Below are 25,016 nucleotides of genomic sequence, written 5' to 3' on the forward strand. Positions count from 1 at the left end.
GGAATCACCATTCGTTCATCACCCTTTCGACCAGCGGGCCCACCTCCGACAGTGCGTGCGGATGGCTCAACTCGAGGTGACGTGCATTGATGACCTTGTTGTGCACTTCGCCGGTGATGTAGATCCGCCAGTCCTTCGCGAGAGCATCGGGGTCCGAGTGGTCCTTGCCCGCGGTGAAGAAGACGAGATCCCCCTCGAAGACTCCCGGCCGGTAGTCGTCGGCGATCCGGCTCGCGGTGTCGAAGCTTTCCATCACCCGATCGACCTGTTCGACGGTGAACAGCCCGGTTCCGGTCACCTGATCACGGATCACGGCCCACGCTCGGTCGTGGGTGTCGGCTCGAGCTTCGTCTCCGAGGCCGAACAGCTCTCGCCAGCCGCCGAGCAGATCCGCCATCAGCTGTCCCGGCGCCGGGTCCTCCGCCACGACCGGCGAAGCGCTCGGCTCCTGCGGTGCGGCGACCGCGCTGTCCAGGACGGCCAGCATTCCGACCGCCGCACCGTCTCGCCGCAGCCGCACCGCCATGGCGTGTGCGACCTGCCCACCCAATGACCAGCCGAGCAGGTGATACGGCCCGTTCGGCTGCACCCGGCGGATCTCGGCGACATAGCGTTCGGCCAGTTCTTCCACCGACTCGGCACGGGGTTCGCCCGCCACCACGTGCGGGTCCTGCAAACCGTAGACCGGCCGGTCTTTGTGCAGATGTTCGAGCAGACCACCGTAGAACCACGCCAGCCCGCCCGCCGGGTGCACAGCGAACAGCGCGGGTTTCGTTCCCTTCGCACGCAGGGGAAGCAGCACGTCCAGGCCGGAGGCACCGCCCCTCGTCTCGTCGGCCCGGCGCGCCAATACCCTCGGCGTCGCGTCGTCGAACATCCACGGCAACTCGATCCTCACCCCACGTGCCCGCAACTCGGTGACCACCATCGTGGCCAGCAGGGAATTACCACCCAGGTCGAAGAAACCGTCCGACACCCCGACCCGCTGGACTCCCAGCACCTTCGAGTACACGTCGCTGATCAATTCCTCCGTTCGAGTGCGCGGTGCCACGAACTCGTCGGCCGGCACGTCGAAACGGGGCGCGGGCAAGGCCTTTCGATCGAGCTTGCCGTTGACCGTCAACGGCAGATCCGGCAGCACCATCACCGCGGAGGGCACCATGTAGCCGGTCAGAACCTGGGCGGCGACCTCCCGGACTTCACCCGGTTCGACCGGCTGATCATCGGCGGCCACGACGTAACCGATCAGCTGATCCACGCCACGCTCGTGGCGGTGCACCGCCACAGCGGCCCGCGACACGGACGGGTGCCGCAGCAGCGCCGCCTCCACCTCACCCGGTTCGATCCGGTACCCCCGCAACTGAACCTGCGCGTCGGCACGGCCGGCATACGTCAACTCCAGGCCGCTCGCCGACTTGCGCCACCTGCCGACATCACCGGATCGATACAACCGGGCGCCCGTCGGATCGAACGGGTTCGCCACGAACCGGACCGCCGTCAGCGCCGGAGCCCCCAGGTAGCCGCGCGCGAGTTGCCCGCCGTCGACATAGATCTCGCCGTCGACACCGATCGGCACCGGCCGCAGCCGGGAGTCGAGCACATACACCCGCAGGCCCGGCAACGGTGTTCCGATCCCCGACCCGCTCGTCCCTGCGACAACGGTGGAGGTCACATGCACGGTCGTCTCGGTGATTCCGTACATGTTGACCAACTGCGGCTCGCCCGGGGCATGAGCCGCGAACCATCCGGCCAACCGTGACGTGTCCAGCGCCTCACCGCCGAACACGACATACCGCAGTGCGAGATCGCTTGCGCTGCCGCCGGATTCCCGATGGGCGCGCTCGACATCGGCGAAGCCGTAGAACGCCGACGGGGTCTGGCTCAGAACCGTCACCCGCTCGCGTCCCACGAGGTCGACCATCGCGTGCGGCGACCGGGACGTGTCGTAGTCGACGACGACCACGCTGCCACCGGAGAGCAACGCACCCCACATTTCCCACACCGCGAAATCGAAGGCATAGGAATGGAACAGCGTCCACACATCGTCCGGACCGACATCGAATCGCTCGGCCGCGTGCGTGAACAACGTGACCGCGTCGCGATGGGTGACCGCCACTCCCTTGGGACGGCCCGTGGACCCTGACGTGTAGATCACGTAGGCGACATTGTCCGGCCGCGGCTTCGTCACCGCGGCACCGCCACAGTCCGCTGTCACTCCCGCGCAATCCTCGGCGATCACCAGCGGCGCCGCGTAGTCCGGGATCGCCGGCGCCAATTCCGCCGACGTCAACACCGCGGCCGGTTCGGCGTCGTCGAGTACGAACCGCAGTCGCTCGGGCGGATACGCGACATCCAAGGGCAGATAGCCGGCGCCCGCCCGCACCACCGCGAGCAGGCCCACGACCAGCTCGACGGAGCGCGACAGCGCCACGGCCACCAGCGATTCCGGACCGACCCCGTGCGCCGTCAGCCGAGCGGCCACCTCGCCGGCGCGCCGATCGAGTTCCGCATAGGTCAGCCGCGTCACGCCGTCGGTCACCGCGATCGCGTCCGGCTGGGACGCGACCTGCCGCGCGAACAGCTCTCCCAGCGTCGCCTCCACGACCGGTGCGCCCGCTTCGCCCGCCGCGTTCAGTAATTCGAGCCGCTGCGCCGGGCCGATGATGTCGATATCACCGATCGGCACAGCCGGATTCGCGGTCGCCTCCTCGAGAATCCGCACGAAGGCCTGCGCGAACCGAGTCACCGTCTCCTCGACGAACAGATCGGTGGCGAAGGTCAGCCGGCCCAGCATGCCCGCCGGGCGCCGTGCCGCATCCAACCGGTCGACCAGCTTGACGGCCAGGTCGGCCTGGGCCTGATCGAAGCCGGACTCCACCGGCTCGATGCGCAGCCCCGGCAGCGTCAGCGCGGCCCTGCTCAGGTTCTGGACATCGAGCGTGACCTGATAGAGCGGCAGATGCGCGGTCGACCGGGTCGGATTCAGCATCTCCACCACGTTCTCGAAAGGCACATCCGCATGCGCGAACGCGGCGAGGTCGGCATCGCGTGTCGCGGTGAGCAATTCGGCGAACGAGCGATGCGGCGACACCCGCGATCGCAACACCAGGGTATTGACGAACATGCCGATCAGGTCGTCGAGTTCGTGCTCCCCGCGGCCGGCGACCGGGGTGCCGATCGCGATGTCGCCGGAACCCGCCAGCCTGGCCAGCAGGACGGACAACGCGGTGTGCACGACCATGAAGACCGTCGCGTTCGCCGCCCGCGCGACGGCATCGATGCGATGGTGCAGGTCTGCGGAAAGCTCGAAATCGATCGAGCGGCCGCGCATCGACGCGACCGGCGGCCGGGGCATATCGGTCGGCAACTCGAGCAGATCGGGCAACCCGTCGAGGGTGTCCTTCCAGAACCGCAACTGCCGGGAGGCGACCGAGTCCGGATCGTTCTCATCGCCGAGCAGTTCACGCTGCCACAGCGCGTAGTCCGCGTACTGGACCGCAAGTGCCGGCCACATCGGTTGTGTCCCACTCCGAGTCGCCTCGTACGCCACAGCGACATCGCGCGCCAGCGGCACCATCGACTGCCCGTCGGCACAGATGTGGTGCACGGACACGACCAGTACGTGGTCGCGGTCGCCGACCGCGAGCAATTCGATACGCAACGGCGGCGCCTGTCGCACATCGAAACCCTTCGAGACGAAGTCGACTACGCGGTCCATCACCTGCTGTTCCTCGACGGGGACCGGATCGATGACCGGTACGGCCTCGTCACCGGCGACGGCGACCTGGTGCGGCATGTGGTCGGCCATCGGGAACTTGGTCCGCAGCGATTCGTGCCGGTCGATGACCAATTCGCATGCGCGCCGCAGTGCGTCGATGTCGAGTTCTCCCCGCAGGCGGATCACCAGCGGGATGTTGTACGCGCCGACGGAGGTGTCGAACTGGTTGAGGAACCACATCCGTTGCTGTGCCGGTGACAGCGGCACGAGCGCCGGCCGGGTTCGCGGGATCAGCGGCTTGCGAACGTGGCGGTCGACAGTATCCAGGCGCGCCCCGAGTTCGGCGACGCTCGCCGCGTCGAACACATCCCGCACACCGACGCGCACTCCGAGTGCAGCGCTCAACCGCGCGGCGACCCGAGTCGCGGACAGCGAATCCCCACCGAGATCGAAGAAGTTGTCCGTCGACCCGACGCGGTCGACGCTCAACACGTCCCCGAACACCTCCGCGACGCGCCGCTCGGTGTCGGTACGCGGGGCCACCCATTCCTTGACTCCCGCGAACTCCGGCGTCGGAAGCGCCCGGCGATCGAGTTTGCCGGTGGTGGTGAGCGGCAATTCGGCGAGCGTCACGCAGACATCGGGCACCATGTGCGCGGGCAGCCGCAACCGTGCCGCGGCCCGCACCTCATCGGGGTCCACCTCCGCGGCGACGACGAGGTAGCCGACGAGCCGGTCGATGCCACGGTCGTCCTTGCGCAACGCCACACCCGCGCGCTCGACGCCCGGGTGGCCCGCCAGGACGGACTCGATCTCGCCGAGCTCGATGCGTTGACCGCGGATCTTGACCTGGAAATCGCGGCGGCCGAGGTATTCGAGCGTGTGCTCCGGTGTCCAGCGGGCCAGGTCCCCGGTGCGGTACATCCGCGCACCCGCCGCGCCGAACGGATCGGCCACGAACGCGCCGGCCGTCGTTGCCGACCGGTTGACGTATCCGCGAGCCAACTGCACGCCCGCGAGATACAACTCGCCCACCACTCCGACCGGCACCGGCCGCAACCACTCGTCCAGCACGACGGCGTCCACCCCGCGGATCGGAGCCCCGATTGTGACCACTTCACCGGGATACAGCTCGCTCATCGCGGCCAGAATCGTCGTTTCGGTGGGTCCGTATCCGTTCAACAATCTCCGCCCGGGCGCCCACACCGCAACCGTTTCGGCCGAGACCGCCTCACCACCAGCGGCTAGCACCCGCAACGATTCCAGTCCGGCGGGCGACATCGTCGCCAGCACACTCGGTGTCAGGAACGCATGCGAAACACGCTGCGCCGCAACAAGCTCCGCGAGCGCCTCGCCGGCGAACAGCTCCGGCGGCGGCACCACCAGCACCGCGCCGGTGCTGTGTGCCAGAAGCACCTCGAGAATCATGACGTCGAAGCCGGGAGCGGCGCCCAGGAGCACACGCGCGTCGCCGTCGACGCCGAAGCGTTCGCGCTGGACCGCCGCGAAACTCGCCAGCCCCTCGTGGGTGACCGCGACCCCCTTCGGTGTACCCGTCGAGCCCGAGGTGTAGATCACGTACGCGACATCCTGGATGTGGGATGCGCGCACGCGATCCGAGGTGCTCACGGCGGCCGCCGGTCGCGAGGCGATCGCCCGGGTGGTCTCGGGGTCATCGAGAACGAGCACGCGTACCCGGCCGGGAAGCAGGTGCCGCGATGCCGAGTCGGTAATCGCCACTCGCACAGCCGAATCCGACATCATGTGCGCGATCCGCTCGGCCGGATTCCGCGTGTCGACCGGTACGAACGCCGCACCGGCTTTGGTCACCGCCCACAACGCGGCGACGAACTCCACCGACCGCGGCATGACCAGCGCGACCTGATCCCCGGGGCCTACCCCCCAACCGATCAGGTGGTGTGCCATCCGGTTCGACCAGGCCGCCAGATCGGCGTAGGAAAGCGTGCGCTCGCCCGAAATCATCGCCGGCGCTGCGGGATTCGCACCCGGACCGGCAGCCAGCAACTCCGCCATCAGGCGCGGTGCTTCGCCCCTGCCGCCCGAAGCGGGCACCAACTCACGCCGTTCGCGCGCGGACAACAGGTCGATTGCCCCGAGTCGCGTGCGCGGATGGGTCGCGACCGCGCGCAACACCGCCTCGACCCGGGCGGCGAGACCGGCGGCCGTGCCGTCATCGATACGCGACCGCCGGTAGCGGACACGGACGTGCAAGCGGTCGGTGTGATGCGCCTGCACTGTGATCGGGTAGTGCGTGGCGTCGCTTCCTTCCGCCGAGACCACTCGCATCCCGTCGATGTCGGCATCACCGAGGCCACTGCTGTCGACCGGGTAGGACTCGAAGACGACCAGGGTGTCGAACAGCTGGGTGCCGCCCGCGGCCGCCATGATCTGCGACAGGTCGACGTAGTGGTGCTCGAGCAGCCGAGTGTTCTCGGTTTGCAACCGAGTCAGCGCGTCCTCGACGGTCAGGTTCCGGCTCACGTCGGCCGCGACCGGAATCGTGTTGATGAACAGGCCGATCATCGACTCGACGCCCGGCAGGTCGGCGGGACGGCCCGACACGGTGCTGCCGAAGACGACCCGTTCGACACCGAGCAGATTGCCCAGCACCAGCGCCCAGGCGAACTGCACGATCGTCGCCATCGTCACCGCCCGTGCCCGGGCGAAGTCCACCAGCTCGGCGGTGACGGCGTGGTCGAGCACGATCGCCAGATCGATCGGAATGTCTGCGTTCGCCGCCGCGTGTGGATCGGCGATCAGCGTCGGCTCACCGATGTCGCTCAGCGCATCTCGCCACGCCGCGATGCTCGCGGGCCGGTCGCGCCGATGCAGCCAGTCGAGGTAGTCGCGGTAGGAGGCGACGGTGGGCAGCAGTTCCGCCCGAGTGTCCACCGCGTACAGACCGATCAGCTCACGCCACAGCAGTGGCAGGGACCAGCCGTCCAGCAGGAGGTGGTGCGCCGTCAGCACCAGCCGGAAATCCTGTGGTCCGACGACGATGAACAGGAATCGCAGCAGCGGCGGATCGGCGGGATCGAAGGTCGCCGCCCGCTCGGCTGCGACCAGTTCGTCGACAACCGCTGCGCCGCAGGTCGTTTCGATTCTGCGCCAGCCGACACCGGCGAGCGCGGGAACAACCTGGGCGGGAACACCGTCGGCCGTTCGAGTGAAGGCGGCCCGCAGGTTGGGATGCCGTTCGAGCAGAGCCTGCGCGGCATGCTCGAGCCGGTTCTCGTCGACGACGCCGGCGAGCGTGACCACCGATTGCGCTGTGTAGACGTCGATTTCACCGGTGGCGAGTTCGGCGTGGAACAGCAACCCCGCCTGCAGCGGCGCCAGCGACCATACGTCGGTCAGCGGACCGTATCGGCCGGCGAAAGCGTCCAGGTCGGGCTGGGTGACGTCGACGAGGGGAACGTCGGCTCGGGAAAGTCCCCAGTCCGGGTACGTCCGGGCCGCCGCGGCGATCGCGGTCACCGCGTCGACCCATGCGGCGACGAGTTCGGCCACGTCATCGTGCTCCAGCACCCGCGAGGCGTAGCCGATGTGCGCGGACAACTCCGGTCCGGCCGCGCTGTCGGCGATGTGCACGTCGACCGTGAGCGCCGCCGCGGCGGGCATATCCGGATCGAAGGCGCCCCGCCGGTCGAACCGCTCATCGGTCGGCACCCACGCCAGGTCCGACAACGAGGTGAGATCGACACCGGCGCGGCCGAGATTGTTGAAACCGATCTGTGGCTCCGGCAACGCCGCGAGCCCGGCGGCGGTGTCGTCGTTCAGATAACGCAACAGGCCGTAACCGATTCCCTTGTCCGGGATCTCACGCAACTGGTCCTTGACGGACTTCACCACCGCGCGCAGATCCGCGTGCTCGATCCCGGTCAGGTCGAGCGCAACCGGATACGCGTTGGTGAACCAGCCCACGGTGCGCGAAACGTCGGCTCCCGCCGCGATCTGCTCTTCCCGTCCGTGGCCCTCCAGCAGGACTTTCATGCCCTCATGCAGCACGCCGCGCCGCCGGCGGAAGCGTGTCACCGCCACGGCCAGACCAGCGAGCAGAGCATCGTCGATCCCGCCGCGGACAGCGCCGGGAACCGCGTCGAGCAACGCCGACGTGACCTCCGTCGGGAAGGACACCGTCAGCTGCCGCACGGTCGAGTGCGTATCGACCGCGGGATCCAGCGCCGCACGGCCGAGCAGCGGATCGTCGGCCGCACTCATCCGATGCCACAGGTCGTACTCACCCGCACGATCCGCGGCAGCTGCGGCCAAGGCATGCGACCACCGGCGCATGGACGTGCCCTGCGCGGGCAGCTGCGCCCGCTGTCCCCGCACGACCTGTTGCCAGGCGGCCACGAAGTCGGGAATCAGGATCCGCCACGACACTCCGTCGACCGCGAGGTGATGAATCACGACCAGAGCTCGGGCCTCGGCATCGACACCCGGTTCGGGAAGCAGGCACACGACCTGCAGCATCCGGCCCGCTGCCGGATCCAGCCGGTCCGACGCCGCGGCCAGCGCGCCTTCCACCACATCCGTGAAACCATTGCTGCCCGGCGCCTGGTCCGCACGGAACGTACGCGTCAGAACCGAGCCCGCGGCGTCGACGGCACCTTCGGGCAACACGTCCAGCCGTCGTTCACCCAGCCGCGCGCGCAGCATGTCGTGCCGTTCGAGCACCGCCTGCACGGTCGCGGTCACATCGTCGACGCTCGCGTCACCGGGCAACCGCACCAGCATCGACTGCGCGAACCGCCCGGCTGCTCCGAGTCGATCGACGAACCAGGACATGATCGGCGTGAAGGGGACCTCGCCCACCCCACCCTCGGGCAGCTCGTCCAGCGACACCCGTTCGGTCGCCGCGGCCACCTCCGCCAGACCGCGAACGGTCTTGCGCTCGAAGATGTCTCGCGCGGTCACGACGAGACCCGCGGACTTGAGCCGCGATGCCAGCTGAATCGACATGATGGAGTCGCCGCCGAGAGCGAAGAACGATGTCGCCGCACCGACCGATTCGACGCCGAGGACGTCGGCGAAGGCTGCCGCGATCGTGCGTTCCACGTCGGTCGCCGCCGCCGGCCCGTCGTCGCCGGTGATGCCGAAGACGGGCTCCGGCAGCGCCTTCCGATCCACCTTGCCGGTCGAGGCGAGCGGCATCCGGTCGAGCACCGTGACGACCGCCGGCACCATGTGGGCAGGCAGGGCGGCAGCGACATGGTCGAGCACCGCATTCGGTTCCACGTCCGCGGGGCCGGCCACGATGTAGGCGGCGAGCATGGGTTGCCCGCCGGGTCCGGTGCGGATCACGGTGACGGCCGAGGTCACAGCGGGATACGCGAGCAGCGCGGCGTCGATTTCGCCGAGTTCGATGCGCTGGCCACGGATCTTGACCTGGAAGTCGATACGGCCGATGTATTCCAGCGCGCCGTGCGCGGTCCAGCGGACGATGTCGCCGGTGCGATACATCCGCGAACCCGGCGCACCGTAGGGATTCGCTACGAACGCACCCGCCGTAGCCGCCGGCCGATTCAGGTAGCCGCGCGCCAACTGAGGACCCGAAAGGTAGAGCTCCCCTTCCACTCCGACCGGCACCGGCCGCAGCCGCGCGTCCAGGACCACGGCCTGCGCGCCACGAATCGGACCGCCGATCGTGATCACGTCCCCGGGCTGCACCGGGTCGCTCATCGTGATTACGATCGTCGTCTCCGTCGGACCGTAGATGTTGTGCAAACGCCGGCCAGGCGCCCAGGCAGCGACCACATCCGTGGCCACCATCTCGCCGCCGACCGCCAGCATCCGCACCGAATCGAGACCGGCGGGCGACATGGTCGCCAGCACACTCGGTGTCAGGAACGCATGCGATACCTGGTGCGTGCCGATCAACTCGGCCAGCTCCGGCCCGCCGAACACCTCGGGCGGCGATACGACCAACGCCGCCCCGGCCGCATGCGCCATCAACGCCTCGAGCAGGACGGCATCGAAGGCAGGCGCGGCCACCTGCAGCACCCGAGAGGTGCTGTCCACGCGGTACCGATCACGCTGCTCGGCCGCGAAGCCCGCCAGCCCTTCGTGCGTGACGACAACGCCCTTCGGCTTGCCCGTCGAGCCGGAGGTGTACACCACATATGCCGCGTCTCGACTCTGCAAGGCCCGCGGGCGATCCGCGTCCATGACGGCGCGCTGCGGACGCGAGGCGATGTCGGCGGCCGAACGCGGATCATCGAGCATCAGCCAGCGGACGCCGTCCGGCAACGACATGCGTGCTGCCTCGATCGTGATCCCGATCTCGACACCGGAATCGTTGACCATATGCCCGATGCGCTCGGTGGGGTACCGCAGATCCACCGGCACGAATGCGGCGCCGGTCTTCGCGATCGCCCACATGGCGATGTGGTATTCGACCGACCGGGGCACGGCGAGGGCGACGAATACACCCGGTCCGACGTCGTGGGCCAGCAGATGGGCGGCGAGCTGGTTCGACCGACGGTCGAGCTCGTCATAGGTGAGGGTCTCGCCGTCTCCGATCAACGCGATCGCGAAGGGGTGCGCGACCGCGGCCGACGCGAGCAGCACGGGAAGCAGGCACGGCGTGGTCGTGGCGGCGCCACGGGCGGGAAGCAGGCGTTGCGCCTCCTCGGCGCTCAGCAGTCCGATGTCGCTCACCGGCCGGGTCGGATCGGCCGTGACCGCCTCGAGTACGCGAACGAACCTCTCTGCGAACAATTCCACGGTCGACTCGACGAAAAGATCTGTGGCGTAGACGATCTCGACATCGATACCGGCGGGCCGCTCATCCTCGACGCGTTCGGTCGCCAGCACGGTGAGGTCGGTTTTGGCCTGTGCCACGCCGGGATCGAGGAGTTCGACATCGACACCGGACAACTCGAACCGGGCCGGGCGCATGTTCTGCAGCCCGAACATCACCTGGAACAACGGTGTATACGCGGTGGACCGGGGGCGCTCCAGGGCGTCGACCAGTCGTTCATAGGGCACGTCGGCGTGCGCGAGCGCCTCCACATCGGTGTGGCGCACCTCCGACAGAAATTCGCTGAACGACCGGTCCTCACGTACCCGCGTGCGCAACACGACGGTGTTGACGAACATGCCGACCAGATCGTCCAGCGCCTGGTCGCCGCGCCCGGCAACCGGGGTGCCGACACAAATGTCTTCGCTGTGCGCGGTGCGAGCCAGCAGGATCGCCAGGGCCGCATGGAGCACGACGAACACGGTGACGCCTTCGCGGTGCGCCAGCCGCACCACAGCATCGTGCAGCCGCGGCGGCACCGCGACGTCGATGCTGCCGCCGGCCGTCGACACAGTGGCCGGCCGGGGCCGATCGGTCGGAAGGTCGAGCATTTCCGGGGCGTCGTCGAGAACATCGCTCCAGTAGGCGATCTGCCGCGCCGACAACGACGCCGGATCGTCCTCGGCGCCCAGCATGTCGCGCTGCCACAGCGCATAGTCGGCGTACTGCACTTTCAGCGGTTCCCATTGCGGCACAAGCGCGTTCACACGTGCTTCGTAGGCGGCGAAGATGTCGCCGGCCAGCGGCGCCATCGAGGAGCCGTCAGCGGCGATGTGATGAGCCACGAGCACGATCACGTGCTCTTCGGCGCCGATGCGGTACAGCCGTGCACGCACGGGCACCGAGTGCGCGATGTCGAAACCCGCCCCGGCGGCCTGGCGGATCCGGTCGGTCAGCTCGAGCTCGCCGGCGACCGTTTCGGGAACAAGCGCCAGTTCCGCGGCCATGGCGGACACCTCGTGCACCACTTGACACGGCTCGCCGTCGACGGCGGGATAGGTCGTGCGCAGCGGCTCGTGCCGGGCCACCACGTCGAGCAGCGCCGCCTGCAGCGCAGCGACGTCCAGGGCACCGGTCAACCGCGCCGCGAAACAGATGTTGTACGCCGCCGACACGGTGTCGAACTGATTGAGGAACCATATCCGTCGCTGGGCCGCCGCCAGCGGCACGGTCGCCGGCCGGGTCCGTGGTGCGAGGGGAATCGTCGTGGAATCGGTGCGCCGGGCGAGGCGCTCGGCGAGTCGTGCGATCGTCGGCTCGTCGAAGATGTCACGGATGCCGGCCTCGACACCGAGGGCTGCCCGAGCCCGCGCCGCTATCTGCGCGGCCGAGAGCGAGTTGACACCGATCTCGAACAAGTTCGCCGTCACGCTCACGCGATCGGCTCCCGTGACCTGCGCGACGATATTCGCGAGTACCGTTTCGGCGCCGGTTCGGGGTGGCACGAATTCTTCGCCATCGTCGAACGTCGGCTGCGGCAACGCGGCTCGATCGAGCTTGCCGTTCGCGGTGAGCGGCATCGAGTCGAGCACTTGCACCGCGGCCGGAATCAGGTACGGCGGCAGCGAGCGAGTGAGCTGGTCGCGAATCGCTCGACCGTTGGTTGTCCCGCCCGGTGCCGGCGTCACGTATCCGACGATCCGATCCGAGGTGGCGACCACGACCGCACGAGCCACCTCCGGCAAGGCGGACAACGCGGCTTCGATGTCACCGGGTTCGACCCGCTGTCCGCGGACCTTCACCTGGAAGTCGCTGCGGCCCAGGAATTCCAGCTCGCCGGCCTTCGTCCACCGGACCAGATCGCCGGTGCGGTACAGCCGCTCCCCCGGGGCACCGAACGGGTTCGCGACGAAGGCCGCGCACGTAAGAGCGGAACGAGCGTGATAACCGCGTGCCAGCTGTACACCCGAGACGTACAGATCGCCGACGACCCCGAGGGGCACCTGCCGCAGCCGCGCATCGAGCACATGAACCCGCATCCCGGCGACGGGTGTACCGATCGGAACCGTCGCGCGGGGCGTCACGCCGGGCAGGCACCGGTGGGAGGTGACGACCTCGGCCTCTGCGGGGCCGTACCAGTTCACCAGATCCGCGTTCACGAACACCTGCGCCGCAGCGTCGACTGTGCGCTGTGCCAGCGCCTCTCCCGCGACGAATACCCGCCACACGGACGACATCTGCGGGGAGCCCGTGGATTCGAGAAGCACGTCGAGCATCGACGGGACGAAGTGCACGGTGCCGACCTGATGGCGCGCGATGACATCGGCGATGTATGCCGGGTCGCGGTGTCCGTCCGGCGCGGCGATCACGATCCGTGCGCCGGTCTGCAACGGCCAGAACAATTCCCAGACCGCGATATCGAACGTGATCGGAGTTTTGTGCAGCACCACGTCGGCGGTGCTGTGCGGCCACTGCTGCTGTGCCCACGCCAGCTGACTCACAGTCGCTGCGTGAGTGAGGGCGACTCCCTTCGGGACACCGGTGGAGCCGGAGGTGAACAAGACGTAGGCACAGTGTCCCGCCTCGAGCGGCGCGCGCCGCTGGGCGTCGGTGATCGGGCTGTCGGGCATACCCGTCAGGTCCAGTCGATCGATCCGCACGGAGTCGTATTCATCCGGCAGTTCGGCGCCGTCGCACGTGGTGGTGAGCACCATCAGCGGCTGTGCCGCGTCCAGCACACGCGCGATACGCGCACTCGGATGATCCGGATCGATCGGAAGGAACGCGGCGCCCGACTTCACCACGGCGTACAGAGCCGTCACGAGCTCGGCGGAGCGGCGCACGGCCACTGCCACAACGGTTTCAGGCTCCGCGCCACAGGCGATGAGCCATCCGGCCAGACGATTGACGCGGGCGTCGAAATCCCGGTAGGTCAACACCTCACCGTCCGGGCCGACGACCGCCGGAGCGTCGGGCGTGCGCGCTACCTGTTCGTCGAAGGCATCCACAAGGGTCCGGCCCGTGACGACGGCGCCGCCGGTGTCGTTCCACCGATCCAGTAGCTTCCGATCGGCCGCACCGAGCAGATCGATCCGATCGACGGTCGTGCCGGCATCGGATGCCGCGACGTCGAGAACGTGCACGAACTGTTCGGCGAAGCGTCGTACGGAGTCTTCGTCGAACAGATCTGTGGCGTATGTCATGCGCAATCGCATGCCGGCCGGCTCGTTGTGTGTGCCGTGTTCCTCGGTCATCATGAGCAGCAAGTCGTAGATCGCGGCGCTGTCGCCGGGGTCGACGCTCTCGACAGTGAGACCGGGAAGCTCGACCCGTGCCCGCGCCATGTTCTGGTAAGCGAGCATCACCTGGAACAACGGGGTGTGCGCCGTCGATCGTGGCGGATTCAGCGCATCGACGAGCTGCTCGAACGGAACATCGGCATGGTCGTACGCCTCGATGTCGGTGCGCCGCACGTCGTGGAGCAGGCTCATGAATGTCTGATCGCGCGTGATGCGGGTGCGCATGACCAACGTATTGACGAACATCCCGACCAGATCGTCCAGCGACCGGTCGCCGCGCCCGGCGTGGGGCACACCGATGGTGACGTCGTCGCTGCCGGACAGTTTCGACAACACGATGGCCAGCGCGGTGTGCACCACCATGAACGTCGTGGCCCCGGCTCGGCGCGCCAGCGACTCCACCCGCCCGTGCAGCTCAGCGGAGATCGCGACGTGGGTCACCGCTCCGCGTTGGGTCTGCTCGATCGGCCGCGGCCGATCGGTCGGCAGCTCCAGCAGATCGGGGATGCCCGCCAGTCGAGTTCGCCAGTAGGCGACGTCGCGGGCGACGTAGGAGTCCGGATCGTCCACCGAGCCGAGCACCTCGCGCTGCCACAGCGCGTAATCGGCGAATTGAAGCGGCAACGGCGCCCATTCCGGCGCGGTGCCGCCCGACCGCGCCCGGTAGGCGGTGACGATATCGGTGGCCAGGGGCGCCACCGAATAGCCGTCGCAACTGATGTGATGGACAGCCATCGCGATCGTCCAGGTGGTGTCCGACAGCTGAAACAGCGCGACGCGCAACGGTACCCGCTGCGAAACATCGAATCCGATGCTCGAGAATTCGGCCAGCCGCTGCGCCAGTTCGCGCTCGCCGATCGGCTGAGGCGTGAGATCGCACGTGGCGAGCACGTCGGCCGCATCCAGCACAACTTGAGCCGCCGTACCGTCGACTGCCGGGTATACGGTGCGCAAGCTCTCGTGCCGCTCGATGACGTCGCCGACGGCCGCTGCCAGCGCATCGACATCGAGGATGCCTTCGAGCCGAATCGCCAGCGGCACAACGTATCCCGCCGACTCGGGATCGAATTGGTTGAGCAACCACATCCGATTCTGAGCCTGCGACAACGGAAGGCGATCCGGCCGGGAGCGCGGGGTCGGCGCAGGAAGGCCCGGTACCGCACGCAAATCCCCGATACGCTCGGCGAGATCGGCCACAGTCGGCGCCGCGAAGATCACGTGCACCGGTATGGATACGTCGAGAATATGGCCGATGCGGCTCAATGCGCGCGTCGCGAGCAGCGAATTGCCGCCCAGGTCGAAGAAGCTGTCGTCGGCGCCGACCGCCGGCAGCTCGAGAAGCTCGCCGAAGACCTCGGCGATGGCCTGTTGGACAAGACCTTTCGGCTCCCGGTACTCGGACGGGTGGGTGCCCGCTTCCGGTATGGGCAGTGCCCTGAAATCGATCTTGCCGTTCGCCGTGAGCGGGATCGAGTCGACCCGTACCACCGGTGCCGGCACCATGTAGGCGGGCAATCGCTGCAGCAGGAACCTTCGCACCTGCCTGACGTCGAGTGTGGGTTCGGCCACCAGGTAGGCGACCAACCGCTGCTCGCCGCCGTCGGTGCGTACCTGAGCGACGGCCCCGTGCACCTGCTCGTGGGCGAGCAACGCCGCTTCGACGTCACCGAGTTCGATCCGCAGCCCGCGAATCTTGACCTGGGAGTCCGCGCGACCGACGTACCGGATATCTCCGCCCTCGTCCCAGCGGACCAGGTCGCCGGTGCGATACAGGCGGCCGCCGGCGGCACCGGCGAACGGATCGGCAACGAACGTCGCCGCCGTCAGACCCGGCCGCCGGTGATAACCGCGCGCCAATTGGATTCCGCCCAGGTACAACTCGCCGGTCACCCCGGGCGGAACCGGACGCAGCCGCGAATCCAGCACGTGGACGACCACGTTGGCTTCGGGAGCTCCGATCGGCACCGCGACGGCATCGAAATCTTCGATCCGGTGGGCGGTCACGCTCACCGCGGCCTCGGTCGGCCCGTACAGGTTGTCGATGCGCGCGTCGCTGAGATCGCGGAACCGGCGGACGGTGTCGGCCGGGAGCGCCTCGCCGATGCACAGCACACGGCGCAGGTCGGGGAACGCGCCGGGAGTGGCCACGTCGACGAAGGCCGAGAGCAACGACGGGACGAAGTCCACGGTCGTGACCCGGTACTCCGCCATCAGCCGGGCCACGGCAGCAGGGTCGGTGTGCGCGTCAGGACCCGCGACAACCAGCGACGCGCCGCACGTCAACGCCGAGAAGAGCTCCCAGATCGACAGATCGAACGTGAACGGCGTCCGCAGCAGCATGACGTCGTCGCCGCCCAGCCGGTAGTGATCGCGCATCCACCGGAGTTGGTTCACGACCGCGGCGTGCGGAACGGCGACCCCCTTCGGCACGCCCGTCGACCCGGAGGTGTAGATGACATAGGCCAGATCGTCCGCACGCAACGGCCGGGTCCGGTCGGCGTCGGTCACCGGCGCCCCGTCGATGTGGGCGGTCTCGAACTCTTCGAGCGTCCACACCGCAACCTCGTCGGGCAGAGTCACCGCGTCGGCGCGACGGGTGAGGACCGCGCTCGGCCGTGCGGCGGTGAGCACGGCCCGCAGACGGTCGATCGGATGATCCGGATCCAGGGGCAAGTAGGCCGCGCCGGCCGCGTGGATCGCATACAGGGTGGTCAGCATCTCGACGGAGCGCCGCATCGCCACTGCCACAACGGTTTCCGGACCGACCCCCCGGGCGATCAGCGCGCGGGCGAGCGAATTCACTCGCGCAGCGAACTCACCGTAGGTGAGTCGATCCCCGGTCTCGGTGGCCAGAACCGCCGTGTGCTCCGGCATCGCCGCCGCCTGCGCCGCGAACATCTGCGCAATCGTCGAGCTCGTACGGCGGATGGTCTCCCCCGTCGAGCGCGCGGTGAGTACGCGCGCCTCGTGTGCCGACAGCAGATCGATGTCGCCGACGGCCCGGGCAGGATCGGCGACGACCGCGCGCAGGAGCGACAGGTAGCGCTCGAACATCGTGATGATCGTCGTCTCGTCGAACAAGTCTGTGGCGTACCCGAATTCGACTGTCATCTCGGCCGGTTCACCAGCGGGTCCGAGAGTGTCGACGAGGTTGAGATGCAGGTCGTATTTGGCCACGCTCGGGTCGGGCATATGAGCCGAAACCGTCAGGCCGTCGAACGTCACCGTGGGGATATCGATGTTCTGGAACGAGAATCCGACCTGGGTCAACGGCGCGTGGGCCGTCGTGCGCTGCGGGTTCATCACCTTCACGAGGCGTTCGAACGGGATATCGGCATTCTCGAAAGCGGCCAGATCGGTGGCCCGGACCTGTTCCAGAATCCGGGTGAAGGACGCATCGGGCTCGATGCGCGTCCGCAACACCAGGGTGTTGACGAACATACCGATCAGACCGTCGAGTCCCGGCTCTCCACGGCCTGCGATGGGCGTACCCACTGCGATGTCATCGGTTCCCGACAGTCGCGCCAGCAGCGCCGCGAACGCGGCGTGCGTCACCATGAACACCGTGGTGTCGTGGCGGCGGGCCAGCCCGGCCAGGTCACGATGCAGGTCGGCCGGCACTGTCGTCGACACCGTCGCCCCGCGGAACGATTGCTGTACCGGTCGCGGACGGTCGGTGGGCAGGTCGAGCACTTCGGGCAGATCGGCGAGAGTTGCCTGCCAGTACGCGATCTGGGCCACGGTGGCACTGTGTGGGTTGTCTTCGGTACCCAGCAGCTGACGTTGCCACAGGGCGTAATCCGCGTACTGCACGGGCAACGGCGCCCATTGCGGAGCCTGCTGCCGAGTGCGGGCTCGGTAGGCGGTCGTCAAGTCGGCGGCGAGGGGGGCGAGCGATGAACCGTCGATACTGATGTGATGAACCACGAGAACCAAGGTGTGCTCGTCGGTTGCAGTGCGCAGCAGCGTGATTCGGCAGGGCACGGCGGAGGTGACGTCGAATCCGGCCGCAACTTCCGCGGCGATCCGTGCCTCTACTTCCTCCGCCGCGACAGGCACCGGCGCCAGCGTCGGCAGAACGGCATCCACCGGGGCGATCACCTGGTGTGGGCCGCTTTCGCTGTCCGGGTAGACGGTACGAAGGGACTCGTGCCGGTCGAGCACATCCGCGATCGCGGCGTGCATGGCGCTCACGTCCAGGGCTCCCGACATGCGCACGACCAGCGGAACGTTGTATACCGCAGAGCCGGTGTCGAATCGGTTGAGGAACCACATGCGGGTCTGGGCGGGTGACAGCGGGATTCGGTCCGGACGCTGCTGTGGCTCGAGCGGTGCTCGTCCGCCCGCGTCGGCGGTGCGCAGGCGCTGCGCCAACGCCACGACGGTGTCCGCCTCGAACAGGGCGCGCAGTGGTACGTCGGCGCCGAACGCGCTGCTCAAGCGGGCCGCGGCACGGGTAGCCGACAGCGAATTGCCGCCGAGATCGAAGAAACTGTCCAAGACACCGACTTGCTCGATGCCCAAAACCTCCGCGAAAACCTCCGCGACGCTCTGCTCGGCCGCGTTGCGAGGTGCGACGAACTCGGTGGTCGTCGCGGCGAAGACCGGTTCCGGCAGCGCCGCTCGATCGACTTTGCCGACCGACGACAGCGGCAGCGTGTCGAGCACCATCACCGTCTCGGGCACCATGTGCGAGGGCAAGCGCTGCGCGACATGGTTCACCAGCTCCGCTGTGTCGATATCGGCTCCGGCGGGGACCACGTAGCCGGCCAGTCGGGTGCCGCCGTCCGTCGCAACTCCTACGGCGACTGCTGCCGCGACGTGGGGATGTCCGCACAGAACGGATTCGATTTCACCGAGTTCGATCCGCTGGCCGCGGATCTTGACCTGGAAATCGCTGCGCCCGACATATTCCAGGGTGTGCTCCGGTGTCCAGCGGGCGAGATCGCCGACGCGGTACATGCGTGTGCCCGGCGCACCGAACGGATTCGCGAGGAACGACGCGGCCGTCCGGGCGGGCCGATTGAGATATCCGCGAGCCAGTTGGATGCCGGCGACGTACAACTCTCCCGTCACCCCGACCGGCACCGGCCGCAATGACGCGTCCAGCACCACAGCCTCTACTCCACGGATCGGACCACCGATCGTCACGGGGTCGCCGACACACAACGGATCACTGATCGCGACCATGATCGTGGTCTCGGTCGGTCCGTACCCGTTGAACAGCTGTCGTCCCGGCGCCCATACCGCCACGGTTTCCGGAGACACGGCCTCGCCACCGGCCACCAGCACCTGCAACGAATCCAATCCGGCGGGCGACATCGTCGCCAGCACGCTCGGTGTCAGGAACGCGTGGGAAACCTGCTGTGTCCGAATCAGTTCCGCCAGCTCACGGCCGGCGAACACATCCGGGGGCGAGATCACCAGCACGGCGCCGTTGGTGTGCGCCATCAACAGCTCCAGCATCACCGCGTCGAAACCGGGCGCGGCGACCTGCAGCACGCGCGACCTCGAATCGGCCCGGTAGCGCTCACGCTGTTCGGCCGCGAAATTCGCCAGGCCCGCGTGGGTGACCGCCACGCCCTTCGGTGTGCCTGTCGATCCCGAGGTGTAGATCACGTATGCCGTATCCGTGGCTCGGCAGGGGCGCATCCGGTCTGCGTCGGTGACGGTGGCAGCCGATCGTGTCGCGATCGACGCCTGAGCGTCCGGATCGTCGAGAACCAGCGCTCGAACCGCGGTCGGGAGCAGGTTGCGCGAATTGTCGACGGTGATCGCGATTCGCACGCCGGAGTCCGCGATCATGTGTGCGACACGTTCTGCCGGGTTGCGAGGATCGACCGGAACGAACGCGGCACCCGCTTTGGTCGTCGCCCATAGTCCGACCACGAATTCCACCGACCGAGCCATCAGCAAGGCGACGTGATCGCCCGGGCCCACGCCCTCCTGGATCAGCACGCGCGCAAGACGATTCGACCACTCGTCCAATCGGCCGTAGGACACCGCGTCCGCACCGGACACAATCGCAGGCGCATCGGGATCTCCGCCCAGCAAGTTCGCCAGCACCGACGGTTCGACGCCGGCGCCACCCGACGCGGGCACCAGCTGCGTCCGCTCGAGCCCCGACAACAACTCCACATCACCGACCTGCGCCCCCGGGTTCGATACGAAGGCATCGAGGATTCGGTTCAGCCGCGCGGCGAGCTCCTCGATCGTGCCCCGGTCGAACAGGTCTGTCGCGTAATTGATTCGCAGACCGACGTCGCCGCCCGCGGCCGAGTTCTCGGCCACGGTGACGATGAGGTCCACCTTTGCCGGCTCGGGCCCCGGATCCAGGATCTCGACGGTGAGTTCGGGAAGCTCCAGTTTCGGCCGGTCCATGTTCTCGAAGGCCAGATAGACCTGACACAGCGGGGCATACGCCGACGAATGTGCGGGATCGAGTTCCTCCACGATGCGTTCGAACGGCAGGTCGCGGTAGGCGAAGGCATCAACATCGATGTCCTTGACCCGGGCCAGGAACGTGGTGAGTGATTCGTCGTCGCGCACCTCGGTGCGCAGCGGCACCGTATTGACGAACATTCCGATGAGCGGCTCGAGCGCGCGTTCACCTCGGCCCGCGACCGGTGTCCCGATGGTGATGTCCGAGGTGCCCGACAGTCGGGCGAGCAGCACGGCCAGTGCGGCATGAACGACCATGAAGGTCGTGACATTCGCGGTGCGCGCCAACCGCTCGATCTCGCCGAAGGTCTGAGCCGGGATCACCGTCTGCGCGACGTCGCCGCGCAGGGATCGGCGGCTGGGGCGCGGGCGATCGGCGGGCAGTTCCAGCACCGGCGGCATGCCCGCCAGTCGCTGTGTCCAGTAACCCAATTGCTGCGCCGCCACCGAGTTCGGATCGTTCTCGTCGCCGAGCAGTTCCCGGTGCCAGACGCTGTAATCGGCGTACTGCACCGTCAATGGCGGCCAGTCCGGAGTCTTGCCCTCCGACCTCGCGCTGTACGCGGCTGCCACATCGGCGGCGAGCGGCCGCAGAGATGAGCCGTCGCAGCAAATATGGTGCAGCACAAGAACAAGGACGTGGCACCGCCGGTCGCCGGTCGCAAGCAGCACCCCCTTGATCGGCGGACCGAGGCGCACGTCGGTCCCGGCCGAGGCCAGCTCTCGAATCCGGTTCGCGATCTCGTCGGGGTCGGTGGGCTTCGGCGTCAGATCGAGTTCCGCGACGACTTCCTCCGCCGGCAGAACGACCTGTGTCCCGGCACCGTCCACGGCCGGGTAGAAAGTGCGCAGTGACTCGTGCCGGTCGATCACGTCGGTCAGGGAGGCCCGCAGGGCCGCGGTGTCGAGACGTCCGGTCAGCTGCATCACCAACGGAATGTTGTATGCGGCAGAAGCTGGATCGGCTTGGTTGACCAGCCACATTCTGTTCTGCGCGGGTGCCAGCGGAACCGGCCCGGACCGCCGCGCCGGGCTCAGCACCGGCCGGCGAGCATGGTGGCCGGCCTCGATATGCGCGGCGAGTTCGGCGACCGTCGGTTTACCGAACAGGTCGCGGACCGACACATCGCGTCGGGTCACCTCGGCGATGCGCACGGCCGCGCTGGTCGCGGTGAGCGAATTGCCGCCGAGGTCGAAGAAACTGTCCGACACGCCAACCCGCTCCAGGTCGAGAACCTCGGCGAAGACGTCTGCGATCGACTCTTCGACAGCGGTGCGCGGCGCGACGTACGCTGCGGCCGAATCGAATACCGGATCCGGCAGCGCACGGTGGTCCACCTTGCCGTTGACCGTGAGCGGCAAAGCCGCCAATACGACGATGCCCGCGGGGACCATGTATTCGGGCAGCCGCGCACCGACATGTGCACGAAGGGATTCGGTTTCGCAGAGGGCGTCGTCGGCCGGCACGACATAGGCGACCAGCCGAGCCGCCTCCGTGCCCGGACGGTGTACGACGACGACGGCCGCCGACACCCCGCTGTGACTCAACAGTGAGTTACGGATTTCGTCCAGCTCGATCCGGAACCCGCGCAGTTGCACCTGCTGGTCGGCTCGGCCACGATATTCCAACTCGCCGTTGTGGTTTCGTCGTGCCACGTCACCGCTGCGGTACAGGCGCTCGCCCGGCTTCCCGAACGGATTCGCGACGAAGCGTCCGGCGGTCAACGCAGGGCGGTTCAGGTAACCGCGCGCGAGTTGAGCGCCTGCGACGTAGATCTCGCCCCACGCGCCGAGCGGGACCGGGCGGAGACGCTCGTCCAGGACGAATGTTCGCAGACCCGGCAACGCCGGCCCGATCGCGCTCGGCGCGCCCGGCGCGGCGATGTCGCGAGTGAGGCCGAGGTAGGTGACGAAGACCGTGGTTTCGGTGATCCCGTAACTGTTGGCCAGCACAGGCGAATTCGGGTTGTGCTCGTACCAGTCCGCCAACCCCGCCGGATCCAGCGCCTCACCCGACAGGATGACCAATCGAAGCGATAGCGCACCGTCCGGCTCTCCTGCGGTGGCGTAGCGCTGCCGGGCGGCTGCGAATTGGAGGAATGCCGAAGGCGTCTGGTTGAAAACGGTCACCTTCTCACGGACCGCGAGCCGCACGACATCGTCGGGCGAACGCGTGGTGAGGCCGTCGACGATGACGACTCGGCCTCCGGTGACCAAGGCCCCGAATATTTCCCACACCGAGTAGTCGAACGCGAACGAGTGGAAGAACGTCCAGACGTCCTCGGCGCCCACTCCGATCTCGGCGCAGGTATTCACCAGGTAGGTGGCGACGGCGCGATGGGATATCGAGACCCCCTTCGGCCGTCCGGTCGATCCGGACGTGTAGATGACGTAGGCGACGTGGTCGGAACGCAGTGCACCGGTGCGCTCGGCATCGGTGATCGGAGCCGAGCCGTCGCCGGGTTCTACACAGGTAGCGTCGTCGAAGAGAACCACGCGTCCTGTGTCCCCCGGAATATGCTCGCGCATATCCTGATTCGTCACGATGACGATCGGGTCGGCGTCGTTCAACACGTATTCGAGCCGCTCGGTCGGGTGAGCGACGTCCAACGGCAGATATCCGGCGCCCGACTTGAGTACCGCCAGGACGACGACGATCAGATCGACATTCCGCGGCATGGCGATGGCCACCAGAGTCTCCGGCCCTGCGCCGAGGGCGATGAGCCTGCGCGCGAACCGTGTGGACAACTCGTCCAATTCGCGGTAGGTGAGGCCGGTCCCGCCTGACGTGACAGCCACTGCGGAGGGACTGGCGGCAGCCTGCCGGGCCAGGAGGTCCACCAGAGTCTCGCCGGGCGATTGTCCGTCGCGCCCGGCGAGTTCCCCTACGATTCGCAGCTTTTCGTCAGAGTCGACGAGCGGGACGTCGACAATGGCGGTGCCCGCCGGCGACTCGATCATCCGGTGCAGGAATGCGATGAATCGGTGCGCATGCAGTTCGAGTTCATCCTGGTCGTACAGGTTCGCGTTGCCGTGCAATTCGATCAGCAGCGGCGCCTCGGCGCCGGGCCGATACAGGTTCAACTGCAGATCGTCGAGCACCCCGGACGTCAAGGCACGGTAGCGGCCCTCCGCTGAGCCCAGGCGAATCTCGGAGTCGAAGAAGAGGACATTGACGATCGGCCCGAACGAACTCGCCGCCGCGTCCAGCGCATTCGAGTCCCGCCGCAGGTCCTCGAATCGGTAGAGCTGATGCCGCATAGCCGAGACGAGTTCGGACACCGAGGCGCCGACCAACTCCTCGACGGTGGTTGTCGCGTTCACACTGAATCGGATCGGCACCATGTTCGCCAACATGGCGGCGGCATTGCGCAGTTTCATCGTCACGCGCCCGCTCACCGGCATCGACAGCACCACATCGTCGGTCCGTGTCATCCGGGCGAGGAAGGCCGCGAATGCCGCGATCACCACTTGTGCGGCGGAGGCTCCCAGATCGTCCGCGAAACGGTCGAGCCGGTCGGACAACTGCGAGGGCAGCTGCCGACCGACTACGCGGTCGTCCTTGCTCCAGCGTGCGGTGCGACCCGACAGGCTCACCGGCGTCGGCAGATCCGCGACCTTGTCGAGCCAATACGACTTGTCCGTCTCGAACCGAGAGCTGGCGCGGTAGGTGTGCTCCATCTCGATGATGTCGCGCAACTTGGCTGCCACCAACTTCTTGGGCGGCCTGTTCTCGAGTATCGCGTTGTAATGTTCGGCTACTCGGGTGATGAGATTGAACGCGCCGTAACCGTCGATCACCAGATGATGAGCACGCGCGTACCACAGATGCCGGTCCGCGGAGATCCGGATGAGCCGCGTCACCGCGAGCCGATCACGGCTCAGATCGACGACCTTGGCGTTGTAGTCGCGGCGCATCCACTCCATCGCCGCTTCGAACGGGTCGTCTGCATCACTGAAATCCAGCACGGGCTCGTCGTAGACGATGTTGCGGTCGACGAATTGGTATGGGCGACCGTCGGATTCGACCACCCGCACCACCGGAGACTCGATCTCGAGCGCGGCGCGGTTGACCGCCAGAGCGAACACGTCGGCATCTATCGGGCCTTCGAGATCGACGTACTGCGCGATGTTGACCGCCGGTCCGCCCGGCATGCTGTCCGCGAACCACATGCCGTGCTGCGCCCGCGAGAGCGGAATCAGATCCAGCTCGCAGTCGACAGTTCCGGTTGACTTCAGATTCATCGTGTAACCCCTCGCTCGGACTCGCGGGCACTGCGGCACAACGGATATGGACTGCTCGGTGTTCGAACAGTGCAGTGGGTGTTTCAGGGCGGCAGAAGCAGTTCCGCCGTCCGGGACCTCGTATTCACAGACGTAGCGACGTGGCGACGTCGTCGAGCCGATCAGCTGCCGACATCCCCGCACAGGGGTCGGCAGCATCCGACCTGCATGCGTCGTCTCGGAGCGAGCTCAGCTGGATCGAGACGCAACGGCCGCGGAATCCGACTCACACGGGCCGCCTGCCTTCCGGGCTCCCCGCCCACGAATGGCATCGACAGCTATTCGACGCCACAGGGATCTTGGATCGGAAACATTTTTCGCAGGCTCGCATGTTGCTGTTTGCGCGATATGACCAACATGAGCAGTTCGACCGATTCGCGGTCCGGCCTTCTTCCGCCTACTTTGGTACCGCCGGATAGCCGTGTGCCCGCTTGCCAACCGAGATGGGCACCGGTGTCCCGCCCCATCGGGGTGGGACACCACCTCGAAGACCGTGCAGTTCACACTC

The 25,016-nt window shown here is 67.6% G+C and carries 1 protein-coding gene; it reads right to left on the reverse strand.

Annotated elements, in window-relative coordinates; genetic code table 11:
* Positions 1-4 precede the first annotated feature (4 nt).
* On the reverse strand, positions 5-24,469 hold the full coding sequence (locus IRT45_RS25630) for a non-ribosomal peptide synthase/polyketide synthase (RefSeq protein ID WP_194808425.1): 24,465 nt from the start codon (positions 24,467-24,469) through the stop codon (positions 5-7).
* Positions 24,470-25,016: the final 547 nt, after the last annotated feature.

It is taken from the genome of Nocardia sp. BSTN01 (assembly GCF_015354405.1).
Classification (GTDB): domain Bacteria; phylum Actinomycetota; class Actinomycetes; order Mycobacteriales; family Mycobacteriaceae; genus Nocardia.

What these genes read in the sequence shown, in the direction of transcription:
- IRT45_RS25630 (WP_194808425.1), bottom strand. Translation starts at nt 24,469, where the DNA reads ATGAATCTGAAGTCAACCGGAACTGTCGACTGCGAGCTGGATCTGATT.